This window comes from Leuconostoc rapi (genome assembly GCF_016908715.1).
GTDB classification, from domain to species: domain Bacteria; phylum Bacillota; class Bacilli; order Lactobacillales; family Lactobacillaceae; genus Leuconostoc; species Leuconostoc rapi.
This window is the reverse complement of sequence record NZ_JAFBEK010000001.1, coordinates 281,075-300,827: the sequence shown is the minus strand read 5'-3', so window position 1 is coordinate 300,827 and position 19,753 is coordinate 281,075. Positions and strand designations below refer to the sequence as shown.

Annotated in this window: 14 protein-coding genes and 1 pseudogene; 7 read left to right on the top strand and 8 right to left on the bottom strand. The window is 38.4% G+C overall.

Annotated elements, in window-relative coordinates; all coding sequences use genetic code 11:
- Window positions 1-74 precede the first annotated feature (74 nt).
- The 6 genes from JOD28_RS01360 (at window position 75) to JOD28_RS01335 (ending at window position 6,513) form a co-directional block, all read left to right on the top strand.
- On the top strand, window positions 75-1,622 hold the full coding sequence (locus JOD28_RS01360) for a PucR family transcriptional regulator (RefSeq protein ID WP_204769124.1): 1,548 nt from the start codon (window positions 75-77) through the stop codon (window positions 1,620-1,622).
- A gap of 126 nt (window positions 1,623-1,748) precedes the next feature.
- The gene (locus JOD28_RS01355; RefSeq protein WP_204769123.1) at window positions 1,749-3,185 is read left to right on the top strand and encodes an amino acid permease; all 1,437 of its coding nucleotides are present in this window, start codon (window positions 1,749-1,751) and stop codon (window positions 3,183-3,185) included.
- A 276-nt stretch (window positions 3,186-3,461) separates the two neighbouring features.
- The gene (locus JOD28_RS01350) at window positions 3,462-4,769 is read left to right on the top strand and encodes a PTS sugar transporter subunit IIC (protein WP_204769122.1); all 1,308 of its coding nucleotides are present in this window, start codon (window positions 3,462-3,464) and stop codon (window positions 4,767-4,769) included.
- Between the two features lie 3 nt (window positions 4,770-4,772).
- Window positions 4,773-5,861, top strand: coding sequence for a DUF871 domain-containing protein (locus JOD28_RS01345; protein WP_204769121.1), 1,089 nt, complete (start codon window positions 4,773-4,775; stop codon window positions 5,859-5,861).
- An 11-nt stretch (window positions 5,862-5,872) separates the two neighbouring features.
- Window positions 5,873-6,193 carry a PTS sugar transporter subunit IIB gene (locus tag JOD28_RS01340; RefSeq protein ID WP_204769120.1) on the top strand — a complete coding sequence of 107 codons (321 nt, stop codon included), beginning with the start codon at window positions 5,873-5,875 and terminating at the stop codon, window positions 6,191-6,193.
- Window positions 6,194-6,198: 5 nt separating this feature from the next.
- Complete coding sequence (locus JOD28_RS01335) at window positions 6,199-6,513, top strand: PTS lactose/cellobiose transporter subunit IIA (protein WP_204769119.1); 315 nt, start codon at window positions 6,199-6,201, stop codon at window positions 6,511-6,513.
- A 104-nt stretch (window positions 6,514-6,617) separates the two neighbouring features.
- Here the strand turns inward: JOD28_RS01335 and JOD28_RS01330 are convergent, their stop codons facing one another.
- The 6 genes from JOD28_RS01330 to JOD28_RS01305 all read right to left on the bottom strand — a co-directional run bounded on the left by JOD28_RS01330 (window position 6,618) and on the right by JOD28_RS01305 (window position 15,821).
- The gene (locus JOD28_RS01330; protein WP_204769118.1) at window positions 6,618-7,484 is read right to left on the bottom strand and encodes a YitT family protein; all 867 of its coding nucleotides are present in this window, start codon (window positions 7,482-7,484) and stop codon (window positions 6,618-6,620) included.
- Window positions 7,485-7,594: 110 nt separating this feature from the next.
- Window positions 7,595-9,370, bottom strand: a complete 1,776-nt coding sequence (gene aspS / locus JOD28_RS01325; protein WP_204769117.1) for an aspartate--tRNA ligase — start codon at window positions 9,368-9,370, stop codon at window positions 7,595-7,597.
- Window positions 9,367-10,668 (bottom strand): histidine--tRNA ligase, encoded by a 1,302-nt coding sequence (gene hisS / locus JOD28_RS01320; RefSeq protein ID WP_204769116.1) that lies wholly within the window; start codon window positions 10,666-10,668, stop codon window positions 9,367-9,369. Before hisS ends, aspS begins: the two co-directional genes overlap by 4 nt.
- 357 nt (window positions 10,669-11,025) lie before the next feature.
- Window positions 11,026-12,702: a glycoside hydrolase family 13 protein gene (locus tag JOD28_RS01315; protein WP_204769115.1), complete on the bottom strand. Its 1,677-nt coding sequence runs from the start codon at window positions 12,700-12,702 to the stop codon at window positions 11,026-11,028.
- 3 nt (window positions 12,703-12,705) lie between these two features.
- Complete coding sequence (locus tag JOD28_RS01310; RefSeq protein ID WP_204769114.1) at window positions 12,706-14,073, bottom strand: MFS transporter; 1,368 nt, start codon at window positions 14,071-14,073, stop codon at window positions 12,706-12,708.
- A gap of 71 nt (window positions 14,074-14,144) precedes the next feature.
- On the bottom strand, window positions 14,145-15,821 hold the full coding sequence (locus JOD28_RS01305) for a glycoside hydrolase family 13 protein (protein WP_204769113.1): 1,677 nt from the start codon (window positions 15,819-15,821) through the stop codon (window positions 14,145-14,147).
- A 111-nt stretch (window positions 15,822-15,932) separates the two neighbouring features.
- Between JOD28_RS01305 and JOD28_RS01300 the strand changes: the two genes are divergently transcribed.
- A complete protein-coding gene (locus tag JOD28_RS01300) occupies window positions 15,933-16,925 on the top strand; it encodes a LacI family DNA-binding transcriptional regulator (protein ID WP_204769112.1) in 993 nt (330 codons plus the stop codon).
- Between the two features lie 200 nt (window positions 16,926-17,125).
- Here JOD28_RS01300 and JOD28_RS09720 read toward each other — a convergent pair.
- A pseudogene (locus tag JOD28_RS09720) lies at window positions 17,126-17,325 on the bottom strand (hypothetical protein); the annotation flags it as partial.
- 11 nt (window positions 17,326-17,336) lie between these two features.
- Window positions 17,337-19,595, bottom strand: a complete 2,259-nt coding sequence (locus JOD28_RS01295) for a glycoside hydrolase family 65 protein (RefSeq protein WP_204769111.1) — start codon at window positions 19,593-19,595, stop codon at window positions 17,337-17,339.
- Window positions 19,596-19,753: the final 158 nt, after the last annotated feature.

Below are 19,753 nucleotides of genomic sequence, written 5' to 3'. Positions count from 1 at the left end.
CATGACGATTCTTTTTGATTGTGCACTGCCCTTTACTATGGCATAATAATGGCAATACTAAGAGGTCTACTAATATGAAACTGACAGATATATTACAAGATGAATCACTCCAAAACATTCAACCCGCTGCAGGTGTTGGTGGCTTATCTCATGAAGTAACACAGATTGGCATAATTGACACGCCAGATATACTTGATGTCTTACATGATGGTCAATTGTTAGTCACGACAGGTTTTTATTTTCACGAAAATTCTGATCTTCTCAAAAATTTATTACTTAAGATGCACAAAATCCACGGTGCTGGTATTGTTATCAAAAACAGTGAAAATTCAAAATTTTTATCAAAAGAAATGATTCAATTAGCCAATAAATTAGATATGCCCATTCTTTGGTCTCCAGAAAAAAACGGCTTAGCACTTACTGTTAAACAGTTACTGCAAGCCATGCGCACAACACAAAATTCTGAATTAAAACAAATCATCGCCATCAATCAGCAATTATCTGAATTAAACGCTAAAAACATGACTTATCAACATTTACTCGATCAAGGCGCTAAAATCCTTAATACGCCACTCGTGTTACTTGATTCGCACTTCAGAGCTCGATATGCAAGCAACCAGTGGCTCACACAGCGTGATACGTTAACACATTTTTTGCGCAATGAGTCGCATATCGATTATCTTAACCTAACAAAACCGGCACAAATACACTTTCATCAAGACACGATTGATATTTTGCCTATTTTTTCTGCTCTAAACGAGAATAAAGCTTTTGCTGCATTTGTCGTTAATCGAGCCGATTCGTCTGATTTTCAAATACTCAAAAGGCAACAAGTCGTCAATACTTTAGGTTTTGCAAACTCACGTACTGATTTATTAAACGAAACTGCCTTTCGTAACCGTTCAGAATTTTTTTTAAATGTCATGAAAAATGATTTAAGCCATACAGCTATTGATCACTATCTACGTGATACCAATATCAGTGGTACTCAACGTTATCGTGTCGCCATCATAGAATTCGTTCAGAAAAACATGACGATTGAATCACGGCAATTTGAAATTAGACAGCAACTGACACATTGGTATATAAAAGAGTATCAGTCACCTGTACTAATCTTTTCACATCAGCAACAATTAGTTTTGTTGGTATCGGACGAAATAAATACCAGCGTATTTTTACAGGCACTTGCTACATTTTTAAATGATCAAAAAACGCTCCATCATAGATTCACTATTGGATTTTCTAAACTCGCTGAAACAATCTATTCATTAGCAGTTTTATACGAGCAAGCAAAAAATGCGCTTCACCTCACTTCTAGTCAGCACCCGTTGATGGCGTTTAGACCCAAAAGCGCCCAAGAATTACTAGATTTACTGCCAAAGACAGAAACGCATGCATTTATTCAAAAAACATTGGGTGGTATTCTTAACAATCCGGAACTACTTAATACATTAAAAACCTACATCGCACTTCACCAAAATGTCACAGCCGTCTCCTCAACTTTATTTGTACATCGTAACACAGTAACTTACCGTTTAAAACGTATTAGTGTCTTATTGAATGTAAATTTGGAAATGCCGGACGTGTTAGCCGATATGCAATTGGCATTTTTACTCCTCTAAATTTTTGTGCTAAATGCACAAAAAACAAATCATATTTTGTTAATTAAAAATGAATTTAAAATGATAATCGTGCTAATATTATACCTAATAACTTTAATTAGTAGTTAGATTATATGGAGGATGATTATGATAGAATACACAGATTTGGCAACAAATGCCGATGGTACGAAACGTGGACTCAAAAAAAAGCATGTCCAGATGATTGCTATTGGCGGCACAATTGGAACTGGTCTATTCTTAGGCGCTGGTAATTCAATTGCTAAGACTGGCCCCTCCATTCTAGTGGTCTATGCGGTTTTAGGTGCCTTTTTCTTTCTCATGATGCGTGGTATTGGTGAAATGCTCTATGCTGATCCATCGCAACACACGTTTGTATCCTTTATCAGTAAGTATGTTGGTAACGGCGCTGGATATTTTGCCGGCTGGTCATACTGGATTGGTTTAACTTTTGTTGCGATGGCTGAACTCACTGCTGTCTCTACTTACGTTAAATTTTGGTTCCCACATTGGCAAACTTGGATCATTCAAGTTTTATTTTTAATGACACTAACACTCGTCAACCTCGTTGCGGTTAAGGTTTTTGGTGAAACTGAATATTGGTTTGCGATGATTAAAATCATTGCGATTATTGCGATGATTATCACGGGCCTCGTTCTTATTTTTACCGGTTTTAAAGCGCCTGCTGCAGGTGGTCATACCGTTGCATCATTTAGTAATATTAGCCACCATTTTTCGATGTTTCCTAATGGTGCAGGCATGTTCTTTGCTGCCTTTCCCATGGTTTTTTTCGCCTTTCAAGGTATGGAATTCGTTGGCATAACAACAGCCGAAACACAAAATCCACGTGAGGTTTTGCCTCGAGCTATCAACACCATTATTATTCGTATCTTGATATTTTATTTAGGCGCCATGGTCATTATCATGTCAATTATTAATTGGCATGTGATTGCAAAAACGCCTGATCAAAGTCCCTTTGTCATGGTTTTTCAATTAGCCGGTCTTAAGGCAGCGGCGGTTATTATCAACTTCGTTGTTTTAACTTCTGCTGCGTCAGCACTAAATTCTGCCATTTACTCGGCTGGACGACACTTTTACCAATTAGCGATAGAATCAGATAGTTCACTCATGCGCTCTTTTGGAAAAATTTCAACAAACGGTGTACCAGCAAATGCGATTATCTTCACTGCCGCTTTAGTACTATTATCTCCTGTCATTAACGCCATACCACAGATCACTTCTGCGTTTGCTTTTATCACGGCAATTTCTTCAAATATGTATATTATTGTTTATGCTATGACCATGTATGCGCACCGCAAATTTCGAGAATCAGCAGATTACTTGCCAAATGGCTTTACCATGCCAGGTTATCAACTTACAAGTCCACTGACATTAGTTTTCTTCGTTGCTATTTACTTGAGCCTATTTTTTCAATCGGACTCACGTTTCTCCGCTATCGGCGCTCTAATATTTACATTAGTTTTTGGGCATTTTGCGCATCGCAAGTTTTCAAATACAGCAGTATTATATAAAGAAAAAATGACGACTGCTGATTATAATAATTAGTCAAATTCGACAAACACAGCCAATTCAGCTGTGTTTTTTACGTTGATACCGCTTCAAAAAATTGCGTATTAAATACTTAACTTTTTTATAAGAAAAAACCAACCGTTAACGTATCTTTTTATTGGTCTATACCGGTTTTAGTAGTAATTAACTTATCACTCGATAAACAAATAAAATGATTATTTATTTGGTCTACCTAATGCTTCAAAAAAAAATAAAATAAACCTTTTCAAAACAAAAGAAAGCGGTTACATTATATACAAGGAGGTTTTACCTATGAACAGTAAAGTATCGTATTGGTTAGAGAAATATTTGCAGCCTATTGGTATTAAATTAGCCGCAAATAAACCCTTAAATGCCATCCGTGATGGTATTGCGCTCAGTATGCCACTAGTCATCGTGGGTTCGATGGCACTATTGATTGCGAATGGTTTCTCAATTGAGCCATTTAAAAATTGGTTAATAACAACTGGTATATTTGATTGGTTGGTTAAAATTGTGAATGCAAGCATTGGCCTCATGGGTTTGGTTGCTGCTTTTGGTATCGCTTACAGATATGCAGAAGCACACAAAGTTGATGCCTTGTCAGCTGGCATATTATCTCTGGCTAGCTTTTTCCTTGTAACGCCTGATCTTCTTAGTTCAGGCAAAATTCCTCAAACAGGTATCGCCTATACTTACCTGGGCGCATCTGGATTATTCGGTGCGATTTTAGTCGCACTTATTAGTACCAGTATATTTAACTGGTTTGTTAAGCGCAATATACAAATTAAGATGCCTGATGGTGTGCCACCTGCAGTGTCTAACTCATTTGCTGCTTTAATACCAGGCGCAGTGATTCTAATCTTTTGGGGATTGGTTTATGCAGGATTTAAATTAACCTCATTTGGTAATGTCCACCAAGTACTTCAAGTTTTATTGGGCAAACCACTTGGTGCTTTTGGTGGATCGCTTACAGGTGCTATTGTGGTCGCAATATTAACCTCGTTACTTTGGTTTATCGGTATTCATGGTGGTAACATCACGGGTGCGATTATGAGTCCAATATGGTTAGGTCTAATGGCAGAAAATTTAGCTGTATATCAACATAATCCTGCAGCAAAAATGCCGCATATTGTCACCCAACCCTTCATGGATTTCTTCGTATATATGGGTGGTGGTGGTGCCACACTTGGTTTTGTATTAGCTATTTGGTTAGTTGCCAAGTCAAGTCGCTATAAAACATTAAAAACATTAATCACACCACCTGGCTTATTTAATATCAATGAGCCTACAATGTTTGGCGTCCCAATTGTTTTAAATGTTGGCTTAATTATTCCTTTCGTTTTGGCACCGATTATCAATGCCGTTATTACTTATGTCGCAATGTCAACGGGTCTTGTCCATGCAACAGTTGGCGTTGTCGTTCCTTGGGTCACACCACCAATCATTTCTGGATTCCTAGCTACCGGCTCCCACATCTCTGGTTCAATATTACAAATCGCATTAATTGTATTAGATATACTGATTTACCTACCCTTTGTTAAAAATATTGATCAAGTAGAACTTAAAAGTGAAACAAACGCTATTAAAGGAGGCGCTTAATTTATGAGTGATTTAGGTGTTTCTATTTATCCATCAAAAAGTTCATTTGATGATATGAAAAATTATCTTGATATAGCACATCGTTTAGGTTATAAAAAAATATTCACCTCTCTTTTAGAAGTAACGGGACACGTTGATCAGGTCATTACCCAATTTAAGCAAATTATTGATTATGGTAACCAACTTGGTATGTCAACCTGTATTGATATTAATCCAAATCTTTTCAACCAACTCAAGATTAATTATTCTGATTTAAGTTTCTTCAAAAACTTAGGTGTGACAACCATCCGTTTAGATGAAGGTTTCACTGGGTATGAAGAAGCACAAATGACTTTCAACCCGTGGCATTTAAAAATTGAGACGAATATTTCTCGTGGGCAACATTATATTGATATGATTTGTGATTTTGGCGCTAATACTGAAAACTTAACTGGTTCACATAACTTTTATCCACAAATAAGAACTGGTTTACAAGAAAATTATTTCAAAGCAACTGCTCAAAAATATAAAGCACACCATTTAAAAACATCTGCGTTTATCGACGGTAGTAGTGGGCGAGTTGGCCCTTGGCCAGTGGCTGATAAGATGGTCTCAATGGAGATACAACGAAAAATGTCTGCTGCCAGCCAAGTGCAATTAATTAAACAAACACAAGTGATTGACAACATATACACCAGCAGTTCGTTACTAGATGCTGATGAATTATCAGACATATGGCAATCTTTCAATAGTCCCTACCCTATTTTAGAAATAGTCCTAGAAACTGATATTTCTGCTGTGGAAGAAAAAATTGTACTAGATGAGCTGCAACTGTTTAGAGGAGATTATTCAGGTTATATGATTCGTTCTAGCCAATCTCGCATAAAATACGCCTCGGATCAAATGCCAGTTAAAAACATCAAAGACATCCTTCCTGGCGATATTATCATCGGTAATGACAGTTTTGGTCAATATAAAGGTGAGCTGCAAGTTGCGTTAAAACCTTGGCCAAACGATGGCCACTACAATATTGTTGGACACGTTGTGACATCTAATTTACCAATACTAAACACGATTAGACCTTGGCAATCATTTAAATTAATAACTAAATAAAGGAGAATATTATGACTAAAAAAGTAATTATGCTCGCATGCGCGGCCGGTATGTCGACTTTGCTGATGGTTCAAAGAATGACAGCTGCTGCCAAAAATCAAAACAAAGACTATGATATTTTTGCAAAATCAACCACTGAAATCGATAGTCAACTCAATTCTGATACTATTCCTGATATTATTTTGTTAGGACCTCAAGTATCTTATCTTAAAAATGATATTCAACACAAGACAGATGCTAAACAAATTCCCATGGATGTCATGCCAATGGTGGATTATGGCATGATGAATGGTGAAAAAATGCTAGCATTTGCAGAAAAACTCATGGGGTGATAATAATGGATGATTCATATATGACAATTGTTATGGGTATTATTATGCATGCAGGTAATGCTAAAGCGCTCGCGCATGAAGCTTTGGAAGCAGCTAAAGCGCATGAATTCATAAAAGCAGATAATTTCATGCAGGAGTCTAACAAAGCACTAACTCAAGCACATAATGTTCAAAGTGACTTATTAACCAAAGAAGCACAAGGCGAACACACGGATATCAATTTATACATGGTTCACGCACAGGATCACCTCATGAATGCGATTACCTATCAAGATCTCATTAAGGAAATGATCGTGCTGTACAGAAAACAAACAAATTAATCTGAAGTCAAATAAAAAATGATAATCGCCATTAATTTCTAGATGGCGATTATCATTTTTTGTGTATTAACTATTAACATGCAGAACAATTGTCCAGTAAATCATTATAGTTCTGGTTCGTAGAAACGACCAACGGTATGCTCGATTTTCCAAGTTGATGAAAAGGCATGTGCATCAGCTGACTTAATGGCTTCGCGTAATTCATAACGTTCTTGTTGTGTAATGACCGTTAATAGTACTGCACGGTCTGCACCAGTATAGCCGCCTTGTGCATCATTAATAATTGTAACCCCTCGACGCATTTTATCATAGATCCCTTGTACCATTTCATTGGGTTTCGTCGTAATGATCATGACTTGCATTTGCTGTTGTCGCGTGAAAAATGCATCAATCATACGTGAACTAACGACTACGCCAACAATTGAATACAACGCATACTTCCAACCATAAGTTAATCCCGCACCAACCATAATTAAAGCGTTAAACCCAAGGTTTATCGGCCCCATTTTAAAACCAAATTTTCTTTTGATTAATATACCAATTACATCAAGTCCACCAGTACCGACACCATAACGCAACGCTGTCCCAACAGCCATCCCATTTAATGCACCACCAAAAAGTGCGTTAATTAATGGGTCTGGTGTCAATACCCGTGTCGTATCAAAAACTGGCATCAATGCAGCACTTAGTAAAACCGCTAAAGTGGTAAAAGTCGCAAAACGCCAAGACAGTTTCCACCATGCTACGACTAACATGGGTAAATTAACTAGTGCCAAAGCTAGAGCAACTGGTAATTTGCCACCGGTAAGTGTTGAAACGAGTTGTGCGAACCCCGTAAAGCCAGATGAATAAATATGGCCTGGACGCCAAAAATAGTTCATAGCTACTGCAACAATCACAGCATAAAATATGGCACCACCAATTCGGCCAGTGTAACGATGTTTCATAAAATTGTGAAAAATTTTCTGCATGATTTTTTGTACACCTACGTACAATTCCTTTATAAACGTCAATCATATTATAACAGCAAAAATATGTTGTGAATACCACAAGTCATCAAAAAATAAACTTTAAAAGGCACTTACTTTTCTTCTGGTACAAATAACCCTAGATCATTTAATTGTTTCTGACCAACACGTGTTGGCGCTTCGGTCATGGGCTCAGTCGCGCGTGAATTCTTAGGGAATGCAATGACTTCACGTATATTTTCTTGATTTGCCAACAACATTGCTAAGCGGTCTAAGCCAAGCGCAATGCCACCCATTGGTGGAAATCCGTAGTTCATCCCCTCAAGCAAGAAGCCAAAAGCCTCATGCGCTGCTTCAGGTGTAAATCCAAGTGCCTTGAGCATTTTTTCTTGGATATCCATTCGGTGAATACGGATTGATCCAGATCCCAATTCATAGCCGTTCAAAACTAAATCATAACTCTGCGCGTGCGCTTGATGAGGATCTTCTCCATCATCCAAATAATGAAGATCTTCTTCATTGGGCATTGTAAATGGGTGATGAGCAGCAATCCAACGATCAAAGTCTTCGGAATATTCAAACAATGGCCAATCAACAATCCAAGCAAATGCCCATGGATTTTCTGAGTCAACTAAATTTAAATCTTCGGCTGTTTGACGACGTAAATAATCTAATGTTGCTGCAACAACGTCTGCCCGACCTGCACCAAACAATAATAGATCACCGGATTGCGCATCAGTTGTTGCGATTAACGTCTTTGCTGCCTCTTCAGGGAAAAATTTAGCAATCGGACCAGTGAGCCCCTCATCAGTTACTTTGAGCCACGCCAAACCTTTTGCACCAAAACGCTCGATATATTGCGCTAACCTATCAATATTTTTACGCGAATAGTGTTCTGCACCACCAGGAACAGCGATTGCTTTGACCACACCACCGTCTTTGACTGCATTAGCAAACACACCAAATTCAGATGATTTCATAGCAGTTGTCAAATCTTTTAATTCATAGTCAATACGTAGATCAGGCTTATCTGTTCCAAAGCGCGCCATTGATTCTTGCCATGTTAATGTCGGAATTTTTGATGTATCTAATTCAAAATCAACGACATCATACATCATAGCTTTGACCCAGTCATTGACGAGTGCTCGAATTTCATCCGCTGACATAAACGACGTTTCTACGTCCATTTGTGTGAACTCTGGTTGACGATCACCACGCAAGTCTTCATCACGAAAAGCGCGTGCGATTTGGAAATAACGATCAAATCCAGCGCCCATCAACAGTTGCTTAAATAATTGTGGTGATTGGGGTAAGGCATAAAAAGATCCTGGAAAAATACGTGATGGCACTAAATAATCACGCGCACCTTCTGGCGTCGACTTTGCTAAAATTGGCGTCTCAATATTAATAAAATCATGATTATCCATAAAATGAATGGCACTTGACATAATTTTTGAACGAATTCGCAAGTTTTTTTGCATTTCTGGTCGACGTAAATCCAAATAACGATACTGGAGTTTCAATTCTTCATTAGCGTTAACCCCATCCTCAATATAAAAAGGAGGTGTCTTAGAAGTAGCTAATATTTCAGCTTCAGTCACATCAATTTCAACTGATCCCGAACGAATCTTATCGTTTAATTGACTAGCTTCACGACTAACAACTGTGCCAGTGATAGCCACCACATATTCGTTGCGCATATTTTCTGCGACTGCTAATGCTGAAGCATTAGTCGCATTAAAAGTGAGTTGGACAATGCCCTCACGATCACGCAGATCAACGAAAATTAAATCACCAAAATCACGTCGCTTTTGAACCCAACCAGACAAAGTGACAGTTTGTCCAAGAAAACTGTCATCAATTAATCCTGCATATGTTGTACGTTTCATGCTTTATTCTCCTCTGACTCAACGATCGTTGGTAAATTGGTATATAGTTCAGCCAATTTAACTGTTTGTTGTTGACCAGTCGCCATATTTTTAATGTTGGCAACCTGATCAGATAATTCTTGTTCTCCAATTGTCACGACATATTTAGCTTGATGACGATCAGCTGTTTTAAATTGTGCTTTTGCGGAGCGACCAAGGTAATCGCGCTCTGTCACATAACCAAACGAACGAATGGCTTGTGCAATTTGCGTTGCAACAACGTCTGTCTCCTTGCCAATGTTAACAACGTAAAAATCTAGTCCGTTATCATTGGCAGGAGCCACTTGCTGTGCACTTAGTAAGCTAATAAGTCGTTCGATACCAATACCAAAACCCACACCTGGCGTTTCAGGACCGCCAAACTCACTGACCAAGCCAGAATAACGGCCACCGCCAGCGATTGTTGCTGCCCCCTTCAAATGGTCATCAACGGTCATAATTTCAAAAATAGTATCATTATAATAATCCAACCCGCGAACCATTGTTGCATCAATTTCAAAGTCAATATTTAAAGCCTTGAGTATTGTTTGAACCTGTTGCCAATGTTCAGTCGCTTCTGGAGATAAATAATCTAAAATTGATGGGGCATTTGCGACAAACACTTGATCACGCGCATCTTTTGAATCCAATACACGCAACGGATTTTGTTCTAAACGTGCTTGTGAATCAACTGATAAGTCATTAAAATGTGGTTTCAAATAATCAATAAGCGCTTGTCGATAACTTGCGCGTGAGTTTTGATCGCCCAATGTGTTGACTGCGACCTTTAAGTTTTGTAATCCTAAAGTTTTAAAAAAGTCAATCGCCATCGCGATAATTTCCACATCTAATGCCGGCGACTTGGATCCAAAAGCCTCAACACCAATTTGATGAAATTGTCGAAACCGGCCTGCTTGTGGCCGCTCATAGCGAAACATTGGGCCGATGTAAAATGTTTTATATGGCTTATCAAATTCTGGACCATATAATTTATTCTCAACGTATGCACGTACCACCCCTGCTGTACCTTCAGGTCGTAAAGCAATGTGCCGATCGCCCTTATCATGAAAATCATACATTTCTTTTGTCACAACATCTGATGTGTCACCTGCTGATCGTGAAAAAACATCAAAATTTTCAAATATGGGTGTCCGTACTTCTTTAAAATTATAATCACCAAAGAGCAGACGAGCTGTACTTTCAACATGTTGCCACTTTACCGTTTGGTCTGGTAACAGATCGGCTGTTCCTTTTGGTCTTTGAAATGTTGGTTTTGCCATTTTATATTATCATTGCTGTGCAATCACAACAATAATCTCCTTTAAAAAGTTTCACATTAACTCCGAAAAAAGCGCCCCTAACGAATAATCGTTAAGGGCGCTTTAGCGCGGTACCACCTTAGATATTGATGCTTTTTAAACATCACTTTGAAAGCTTATCGCGCTTCCACGCACTGTCTTAAACAACAATGACCTCCAAGGTGTCACAAATCATGTTGTCGTTTTGCTCACATCGTCCGCAAAATTTCTGTTCATCCAAACTATGATTTTTCCAATTCATCGGCTTTAATATATGCTCTAATCATAGCTTTAAAGTCTTGCAAAGTCAAGTGAATTAACCAATTTCAAGCAAACGCCTCAAAACCGATAAACTTTTGATTCGTAAGGACGTAAAGTACTGCCTTGATCATCTTCATAGTTGCTAATCAGCATATCGGCATTTTGATCTACATGATAATGACGTGTTAGCACTTGGTCAGTAAAATTGTTAATAACGAGTAATTGTTCATTATCTGCCACACGTCGGTAAGCATATACTTGATCATCATCTGGATCCAAGAGCTGGTATATCCCCGTTGTGATAATAGGCAACTCATGGCGCAAGCGAATTAGTTTCTGATAATAATAGAAAATTGATTGTGGATCAGCTAATGCTGCTTGGGCATTAATGGTTTGAAAGTTATCATTTAACTTAAGCCATGGCTCGCCTGTTGTAAACCCAGCATTTTGACTGTCATCCCACTGCATAGGTGTGCGTGCGTTATCGCGCCCTTTTGCATGAACATAACGCAGCATTGTCTCTTCATCTGTTAAGTGATCTTTATCGATCAAATATTTAAAGGCATTTTTAATTTCAATATCATCAAAATCTGCACGTTTTAAATTATAAGCATTGGTCATACCAATTTCTTCACCTTGATAAATATAAGGTGTTCCCTGCATGAAGTGAAGCAATGTTGCAGCCATTTTTGCTGAAACAACACGATATTCTGGTCGATCATCACCATATCGACTCACAGCACGTGGTTGATCGTGATTATCCCAATACAGTGAATTCCAAGCCTTATCTGCTAGTTTATTTTGCCATTTTGATAAATTCTGTTTCAAATCAATCAAACTGACTTTTTTATCATACCATTTACCAAGCGCTGGATTTGGATTATTATCCAACCCCATATGTTCAAATTGGAAAACCATATTTAATTCAGAAGCATCCTTAGCAGCATACTGAATCGCATTATCAATATCAACACCAGAAGCTTCTCCAACCGTCATCATGTCGGCACGATTGAGTACTTGTTCACGCATTTCCTTTAGATAGTCATGAACATGTGGGCCATTGGCAACCGCTTTATCTGCATTACCATATTCTCCACCTTCTGGCACTTCCCCATCTGGCAAACCATCTGGTTTGGAGATCAATGAAATAACATCCATTCGGAAACCATCGATGCCTTTATCAACCCAGAAATTCATCATATCAAAGACTGATTGACGCACTGTAGGATTAACCCAATTCAAATCAGGCTGCCCTTCAACAAACAAATGTAAATAATATTGACCACTTGTCTCATCAAATTTCCAAGCTGAGCCAGAAAAGAAAGATCCCCAGTTGTTAGGTTCGTGTCCATCAACTGGATCTCGCCAAATGTAAAAATCACGTTTGTCATTAGTTTTTGAAGTACGGCTTTCAATGAACCATTGGTGTTGATCTGAGGTATGATTAACAACTAAATCCATCAGAATTTTAATGTTTTTGTCATGGGCCTTTTGAAGTAAGCGATCAAAATCAGCCATATTACCAAACTTCGCATTGATATCTTCATAATCAGAGATATCATAACCGTTATCTTTATCAGGTGATGCATAAATTGGATTCAACCAAATCACGTCAGCCCCTAATTTTTCAATATAATCTAAGCGTTGTTCAATTCCTTTCAAATCGCCAATACCATCACCATTAGCATCTTGAAATGATCGTGGATAGACTTGATACACGACTGCCTTTTGCCACCATTTAATATTTTTTGTCATGAGTTAAATTCCTTTTTTTATTTTGTTTGTTTGTGAATCGTCTTCTTTAACTATCCAAATTAAGCAACCACCAATTATTAAAGCGACACCAGCAATAGCCAACATATGAGCCATCGACTTACCAACAGCAGGGAAAATAGCAAAGCTCGCAATTGAAGCTATGATTTGAGGAATGCATATGAAGCAATTAAATAACCCGAGATAAATACCATCATGTTTGCCATTTAAAGCATTTGTCAATATCGTAAAGGGTATAGAAATAATAGCAATCCAGCCAATACCTATTAGTACGAATCCAAATAATGACGACAAATGTGTGTGCCCATATGCAACCACCATGAAGCCAATACCACCAGCAATTAAACTGAAGAAAAACGCCCATTTACGTGTTTTTTTATTGAGATGTTGAAAAAAAATACCGACTAGTATTGCTACCACTGAATAGACCGCTTGCAATATGCCAAACCAATTACCAGCCGCTTGATAGCCAACAGACGCGGGGTCTGACACACGCCATATATTTTCCGATAGAGCACCAGTCGAGTAGGTCCACATGTATGGAATGCCGAACCAAACAAAGAATTCAACAATGCCCAATGTCCAAAACACTTTAGGTGCATTTTTTAAAATATCAACAAATGAATCACGTTTCTCGTTATTAACTGTGATTCCGTGGTAATAAGCTAGTGTTTCTGGATCATATTCTTTGACATTCATCACAGTAAATATGGTAGATAATAATAATATCGCTGCTGCAACATAAAAGGATATTTTGACTGAATCAGGCACAACCCCTCGAGCTGCCGTATTAGAAATACCAAAAACCGTTAACAAAAATGGAAATACAAAGGCAATAACGCCACCTAAACTCCCCCACATATTCTGTAAGGTCCAGGCTTTATCTGTTTGCTGCTCGCTAACCATATCTGGAATGATCATTTTAAATGGTTGCATGGAAACATTAGCAGACAAATCCATAAACAATACCGTGACAGCACCAAACCATAAAGCTGTCATGGAACCATAACCGAATCCAAACGACCCTGTATTTGGTAACAATAACAAAACAATAATTGATACTAAGCAGCCACCAATCAAATACGGTATACGCCGTCCTAGCTTTGGAATCCAAGTTTTATCTGAAAATAGACCAATTAAAGGTTGTGTTATCATGCCCGCTAGCGGCGGTAAAATGAAGAAGAAACCTAATTTGGTTGGATCAGTTCCAAGCGTTTGAAATATTCTGCCCATATTACCAGTCTGAACTGAAAAAGCAACTTGTACGCCAGCATAACCAAATGTCATTAAAAACAATTGCATACTTGTGAGCCTTGGTAGTTGACCCTTTGTTTGCGTCTTACTATTTAACATATTCACTCTCCTTTTAAGTGATTTTAGTTAGTCATTTCATTATTTAAGTAACCGCTTACATTAATTAGACATTAGGTATCTTTAAAATACACTTTTGATTCATAGGGTCTTAGGACATCACCTTGATCATCTTCGTAATTACTGATAAGTAGCTTTGCACTAGCATCTAATGAGTAATTACGCGTTTGCACTTGATCTGTAAAGTTACTGATAATTAGCAACTCTGAATCTTGAGCGGTGCGTCTGTAGGCGTATACTGACTCATCAGCCATATCCAATAATTGATAGTGACCATTGATGATGATTGACATTTGTTGTCTAAGGGCGATTAATTTTTTGTAAAAATAAAAAATAGATTGTTGGTTCGCTAAGGATTCGGAAACATTAATTGTCGTATAGTTATCATTAACACCTAACCACGGTTTACCACTTGTAAACCCAGCGTTGCGGGTATTATCCCATTGCATCGGCGTCCGAGCATTATCTCTGGATGAATGATGCACATAGGTCATCATTTTTTCTGGTGTTGTACGCTTTTGCTGATTAACTAAATCGTCAAAAGCATTTAACGTATCAATGTCTTGATATTGTGAAATTGCCGACCAGTTGACATTAGTCATACCAATTTCCTCACCTTGATAAATATAGGGCGTACCTTGCATAAAGTGCAACGTTGTTGCCAACATCTTAGCAGATATCACCCGATACTTGTCCGAATCATCACCAAACCGTGACACAACACGCGGCCGATCATGATTGTTCCAATACAAACTGTTCCAAGCTTTACCTTCTAAATCATTTTGCCACTTAGATAGAATTTTCTTCAAATCAACTAACTTAAAGCGCTCGTCACTCCACTTGCCAAGTCCTTCATGGCTATTGTCTAGTTCTGTATGTTCGAATTGGAAAATCATTTGTAGCTCGTGAGCGTCAAAACCAGCATATTGCATTGCATCTGCAGTTGTCACACCCGGTGTTTCGCCTACAGTGATCACGTCGTGTTGTGATAACACTTTTGAATTCATTTCTTGCAAATATTGATGAACTTTTGGTCCATTAGCCACAAACGTCATCGATGAGCCATGGTTGTCAGCATCAACATTAGGGTCATTTGGCAAACCTCTTTGTTTTGAAATCAAATTAATGACATCCATTCTGAAACCATCAACGCCTTGCGCGAGCCACCAAGACATCGTATCGTAAATGTCATGTCGCATGGCTGGGTTCTCCCAATTCAAATCAGGCTGTTTTTTTGAAAAGAGATGTAAGTAATACTGTTGCGTTTTATCATCAAATTCCCAAGCAGGACCACCAAAATCTGATAGCCAATTATTTGGTTCGTGGCCATCAACTGGATCCCGCCAAATGTAATAGTCACGGTACGGATTACTTCGTGACAATCGGCTTTGTTGAAACCAGTCATGTTCATCAGACGTATGATTAACAACTAAATCCATCATAATTTTTAAGTTTAACTGATGGGCAACTGAGATCATTTCTTGCACATCCGCCATCGTACCAAATTCCGGCAAAATTTTGCGATAGTCGCTAATGTCGTAACCATTATCATCATTTGGTGACTGGTAAATTGGGCTCAACCAAATCACTTGAACGCCCAGCTCTTTTAAGTACGGTAGCCGCTGAATGATACCTGGGATGTCTCCAATGCCATCACCATTACTATCTTGAAAACTTCGCGGATAAATTTGATAAACAACAGCTTTTTGCCACCAATTGTTTCTAACCATTGTTTTGCCTCATTATTCTTTCGTTAAATAATTTGAGTAAACGTTTACGCACTTATTATTGTAACCGCTTTCATTTTATTTGTCAACCGCTTTTGAGTTATAATATAAACTATGGCTATTACAATCAAAGACATTGCGAATAAGGCTGGTATCTCGGCAGCCTCTGTCTCACGAATTTTGACAAATCGTGGGCGTTTTAGTGAGGAAACGGCTCACCGGGTAAGAGAATTAGCCAATGAAATGGGCTACTTTAAAAATCAATCAGCTGCTGATCTCTCTCAAAAATCAAGTCGTGTGGTGGGCGTTTTAGTACCCATAACACATACAAATTTCGCTGATGAAATTATTAAGGGCATGCAAAGTAAGGCCTACGAACTAGGCTATGAATTATTAATTGCTTTTGTTGAAACGACTAATCAGCAACAAATTAAAACCGTAAAATCACTTTTGTCGCGACAATTATTAGCAGTCGTTATGCTAGCGATTGATATTGATGACACCGTGCTGGCTGTTTTGAAAAGTGCTGATGTTAAGCTTTTGAGTGTATCTAACCAACTTAATAATGATATCCCTTCCATTTCTTCTGATAACTATGCGATGATGCATACCATTGTTGATTATTTATACGACCATGGTCATCGACAAATGGCTTTAATCGGTTCTTCTGATCCTGACCCTATTGTTGCAATTTTAAGGCGTCGCGGATTTATTGATGCTTTGACAGATCACGGTATCTCGTACAACCCAGATTTTATTTGGGGCGTCGACATGACTTACCAAACTGGATTAGATGCCATTAAAAAATTCGGATTACCATTGCCATTTACTGCGGTAATTGGATCAGCCGATATCATCAGTATTGGTTTACTTAATGGTGCCTTGGATGCTGGTATTTCTGTGCCCAGCAATTTATCTATTGTCACTGTTGATGGCACAGAATTAACACAATTAACTCGGCCTATTTTAACAGCTACGCAACAAAATTTCGCCAAAATGGGGGAATTAGCGATTAGTAATATCGCCAATGAATCACTTTCGTCACATAGCGTTACCTTTACCGATATCACCCTCATTCCAGCCGGGACAGTTACGACAATCGTTTAAAACGAAAACCGTCAGTTTAAGTGAGATGAACCCGATAACTTTCTGAATAGTTTACTTTATCTCAGTTATCAGTTCACATCATCATAAACTTGACGGTTTTGTTATTGACTTATTTCATTTTAGTTTCAATATTTTCTAGCGTGACTTCTGCTGTCGAAGCAAAATTTAAGTCGGCATTCGACAACACATCGGTGTTAACAATTACCAAAGTGGAACAGATTATCTAAATACGCTACTAAGTCATCAAATTGTACTAACAGTTTTTGTTTGACACCCTTACGTGCAGCAAAAAACGATTGCCACGTGTGAAATCGCAGTAATCTGTGTGATTGATATTTTCTAGGGTAAATGCTGTCAAAATTTTTTCGACTATATAGCAAATTAGCAATCCCTCGCCCATTATCCTGCTTACTACTTTGTCAACTTCACATCTTGCCCTAATAGGTCAATCACTAATGGTTCACCTGACATCAAGTCAACATGCGCGCCTTGACCATCGACTGACACTTCCAAAACATGACCGCGAAATACCAAACGGAAAGCATAGGTTTTCCAGTTCTTTGGTAAGAATGGTTTCAAATGAAGTTTGTTGTCACGAACACGCATGCCAGCGAATCCTTGAACAATCGCTAGCCATGAGCCTGTCATAGCGGTTATATGCAAACCATCTGACGTATCATTATTATAATTATCTAAGTCCAAACGAGCTGCACGTTCGTACATTTCAACTGCTTTATCTGCCATTTGTAAGTCAGCAGCCAAAATTGAGTGAACGGATGGCGACAATGATGACTCATGCACTGTCAATGGTTCATAGAATTCAAAGTTGCTACGCTTTTCTTCTTCTGTGAATGCGTCTGGGAAATAGAACATGGCATGCAATGTATCAGATTGCTTGATATATGGTGAGCGTAAAATGCGATCCCATGACCAATTTTGGTTAATTGGCCGAATGTCTTGTGGCATATCAGCAATTGGTGTCAAATCTTTATCCAAGAATGTATCATGCTGAACAAAGATATGCTTTTTACCTATTTTGGTTTCAACGTCAGCCTCTGGCAAGTACATTTTATCAACAATTTCTTGCCACTTTGCTAATTCTTCATCCGTCAAAGCCAACTTAGCCTTTTCATCAGCATTAATTTCATCGTGGTGTTCAAGTGAGTATTGCAAAACCCACTTAGCCATCCAATTTGTATAAAAATTGTTATTAACATTGTTTTCATACTCATTGGGGCCCGTAACACCGTGAATCATGTACTTATCATTTCGGGCAGAATAGTGGACACGATCTGCCCAGAAACGTGCGATATTATACAAAACTTGTGCACCATCACCATCAAGCCATGAGTGATCTCCTGTGATGTTTGTATAATTATAAATCGCATAAGCAATTGTCGAATTACGGTGAATTTCTTCAAAAGTAATTTCCCACTCGTTGTGTGACTCAATACCATCAAAGGTCACCATTGGATACAAAGCACCTTTTAAGCCTTGTTCTTTGGCATTGTGGAATGCACCATCCAACTGATCAAAACGATATTGTAGCAATGAACGGGTCACAGACGGATCAGCAACACCAAGATAAACAGGAATGGCAAAGGCTTCCGTGTCCCAATACGTTGCCCCACCATACTTTTCACCTGTGAAACCTTTTGGTCCGATATTCAAACGTGGATCATTACCATAATAAGTTGAGAATAATTGGAATAAGTTGAAGCGAATACCCTGTTGTGCCGCATCATCCCCCTCAATTTGAACATCAGCTTTGTCCCAACGATTAGACCATTCTTGTGCATGCGCTGTGTATATGTCGTCGTATGTTTGTGCTACAATACCTGCAGTTAGTGTCTCGCCTGCTTTAATCGCTTGAGCCAGATTATCATAGTCACGCGAAGTTGTCACAATCACGCGCTTTTCAAAACTAACTGAACTTTTAGCTGGTACTTCAATGTCAAAGTTATCAGTCACTTTTTTTTCAGAGCGGTTCACACCATGCTTTTCACCGCCAACAAAGCTCTGACGGGCAACAACTGTAAATTGTGGCACACCAAACGAATTTTCGATCGTTTGCGTGGCGACAAAGGATGAATTAGCGTCATTACCTGCATCCAAAACTTGCCAAAACTTCTCATCGTAATTTGAATCTTCATTAACAACGTCAGCATCAATACTAGCATCAAATCGAACATGGTGAGCTTGGCCATCAGCAGAAGATAAGTCATAGTGAATATCTGCCAATTCCTTCACTGTTGCTGAAACTAAGCGCGTGATTTTAAACGTCACGCCAAACACAGTAAACGTTCGATTCAAAACACCATTTTTCATATCCAATAATACTTCAAAATCAGTCACATCATTTTTAGCTAGATCAACTTGATTGCCATCAACGTAAATGTCTGCTTTGACATAATTTAGCGCATTGATCGCTTTTCCAAAGTAGCGTGGATAACCATTCTTCCACCAACCGACACGTGTTTTATCTGGGAACCAAACACCACCAACGTAAATACCTTGATGTGTGTCACCAGAATAGACTTCTTCGAACATGCCACGCATGCCCATGTATTCGTTGCCCAAACTCGTCATAGATTCTTGGAGACGTTTATCTTCAGGATTCAAATCATGTGATGTAACTGTCCAAGGATCAACTTCAAAAATTCGCTTCATAAGACTTTCTACCTCTTCAATTTTTCTAATGCTTAGCTTCAGCATTAATATCTTTCGATGCTTATTAACCCCGAAGCGTGACACATTCATTATTGTACATCTACTGGATCGCTATGAACGTCATTGATAAATCTGACACTAATGGCACCAACTAACAT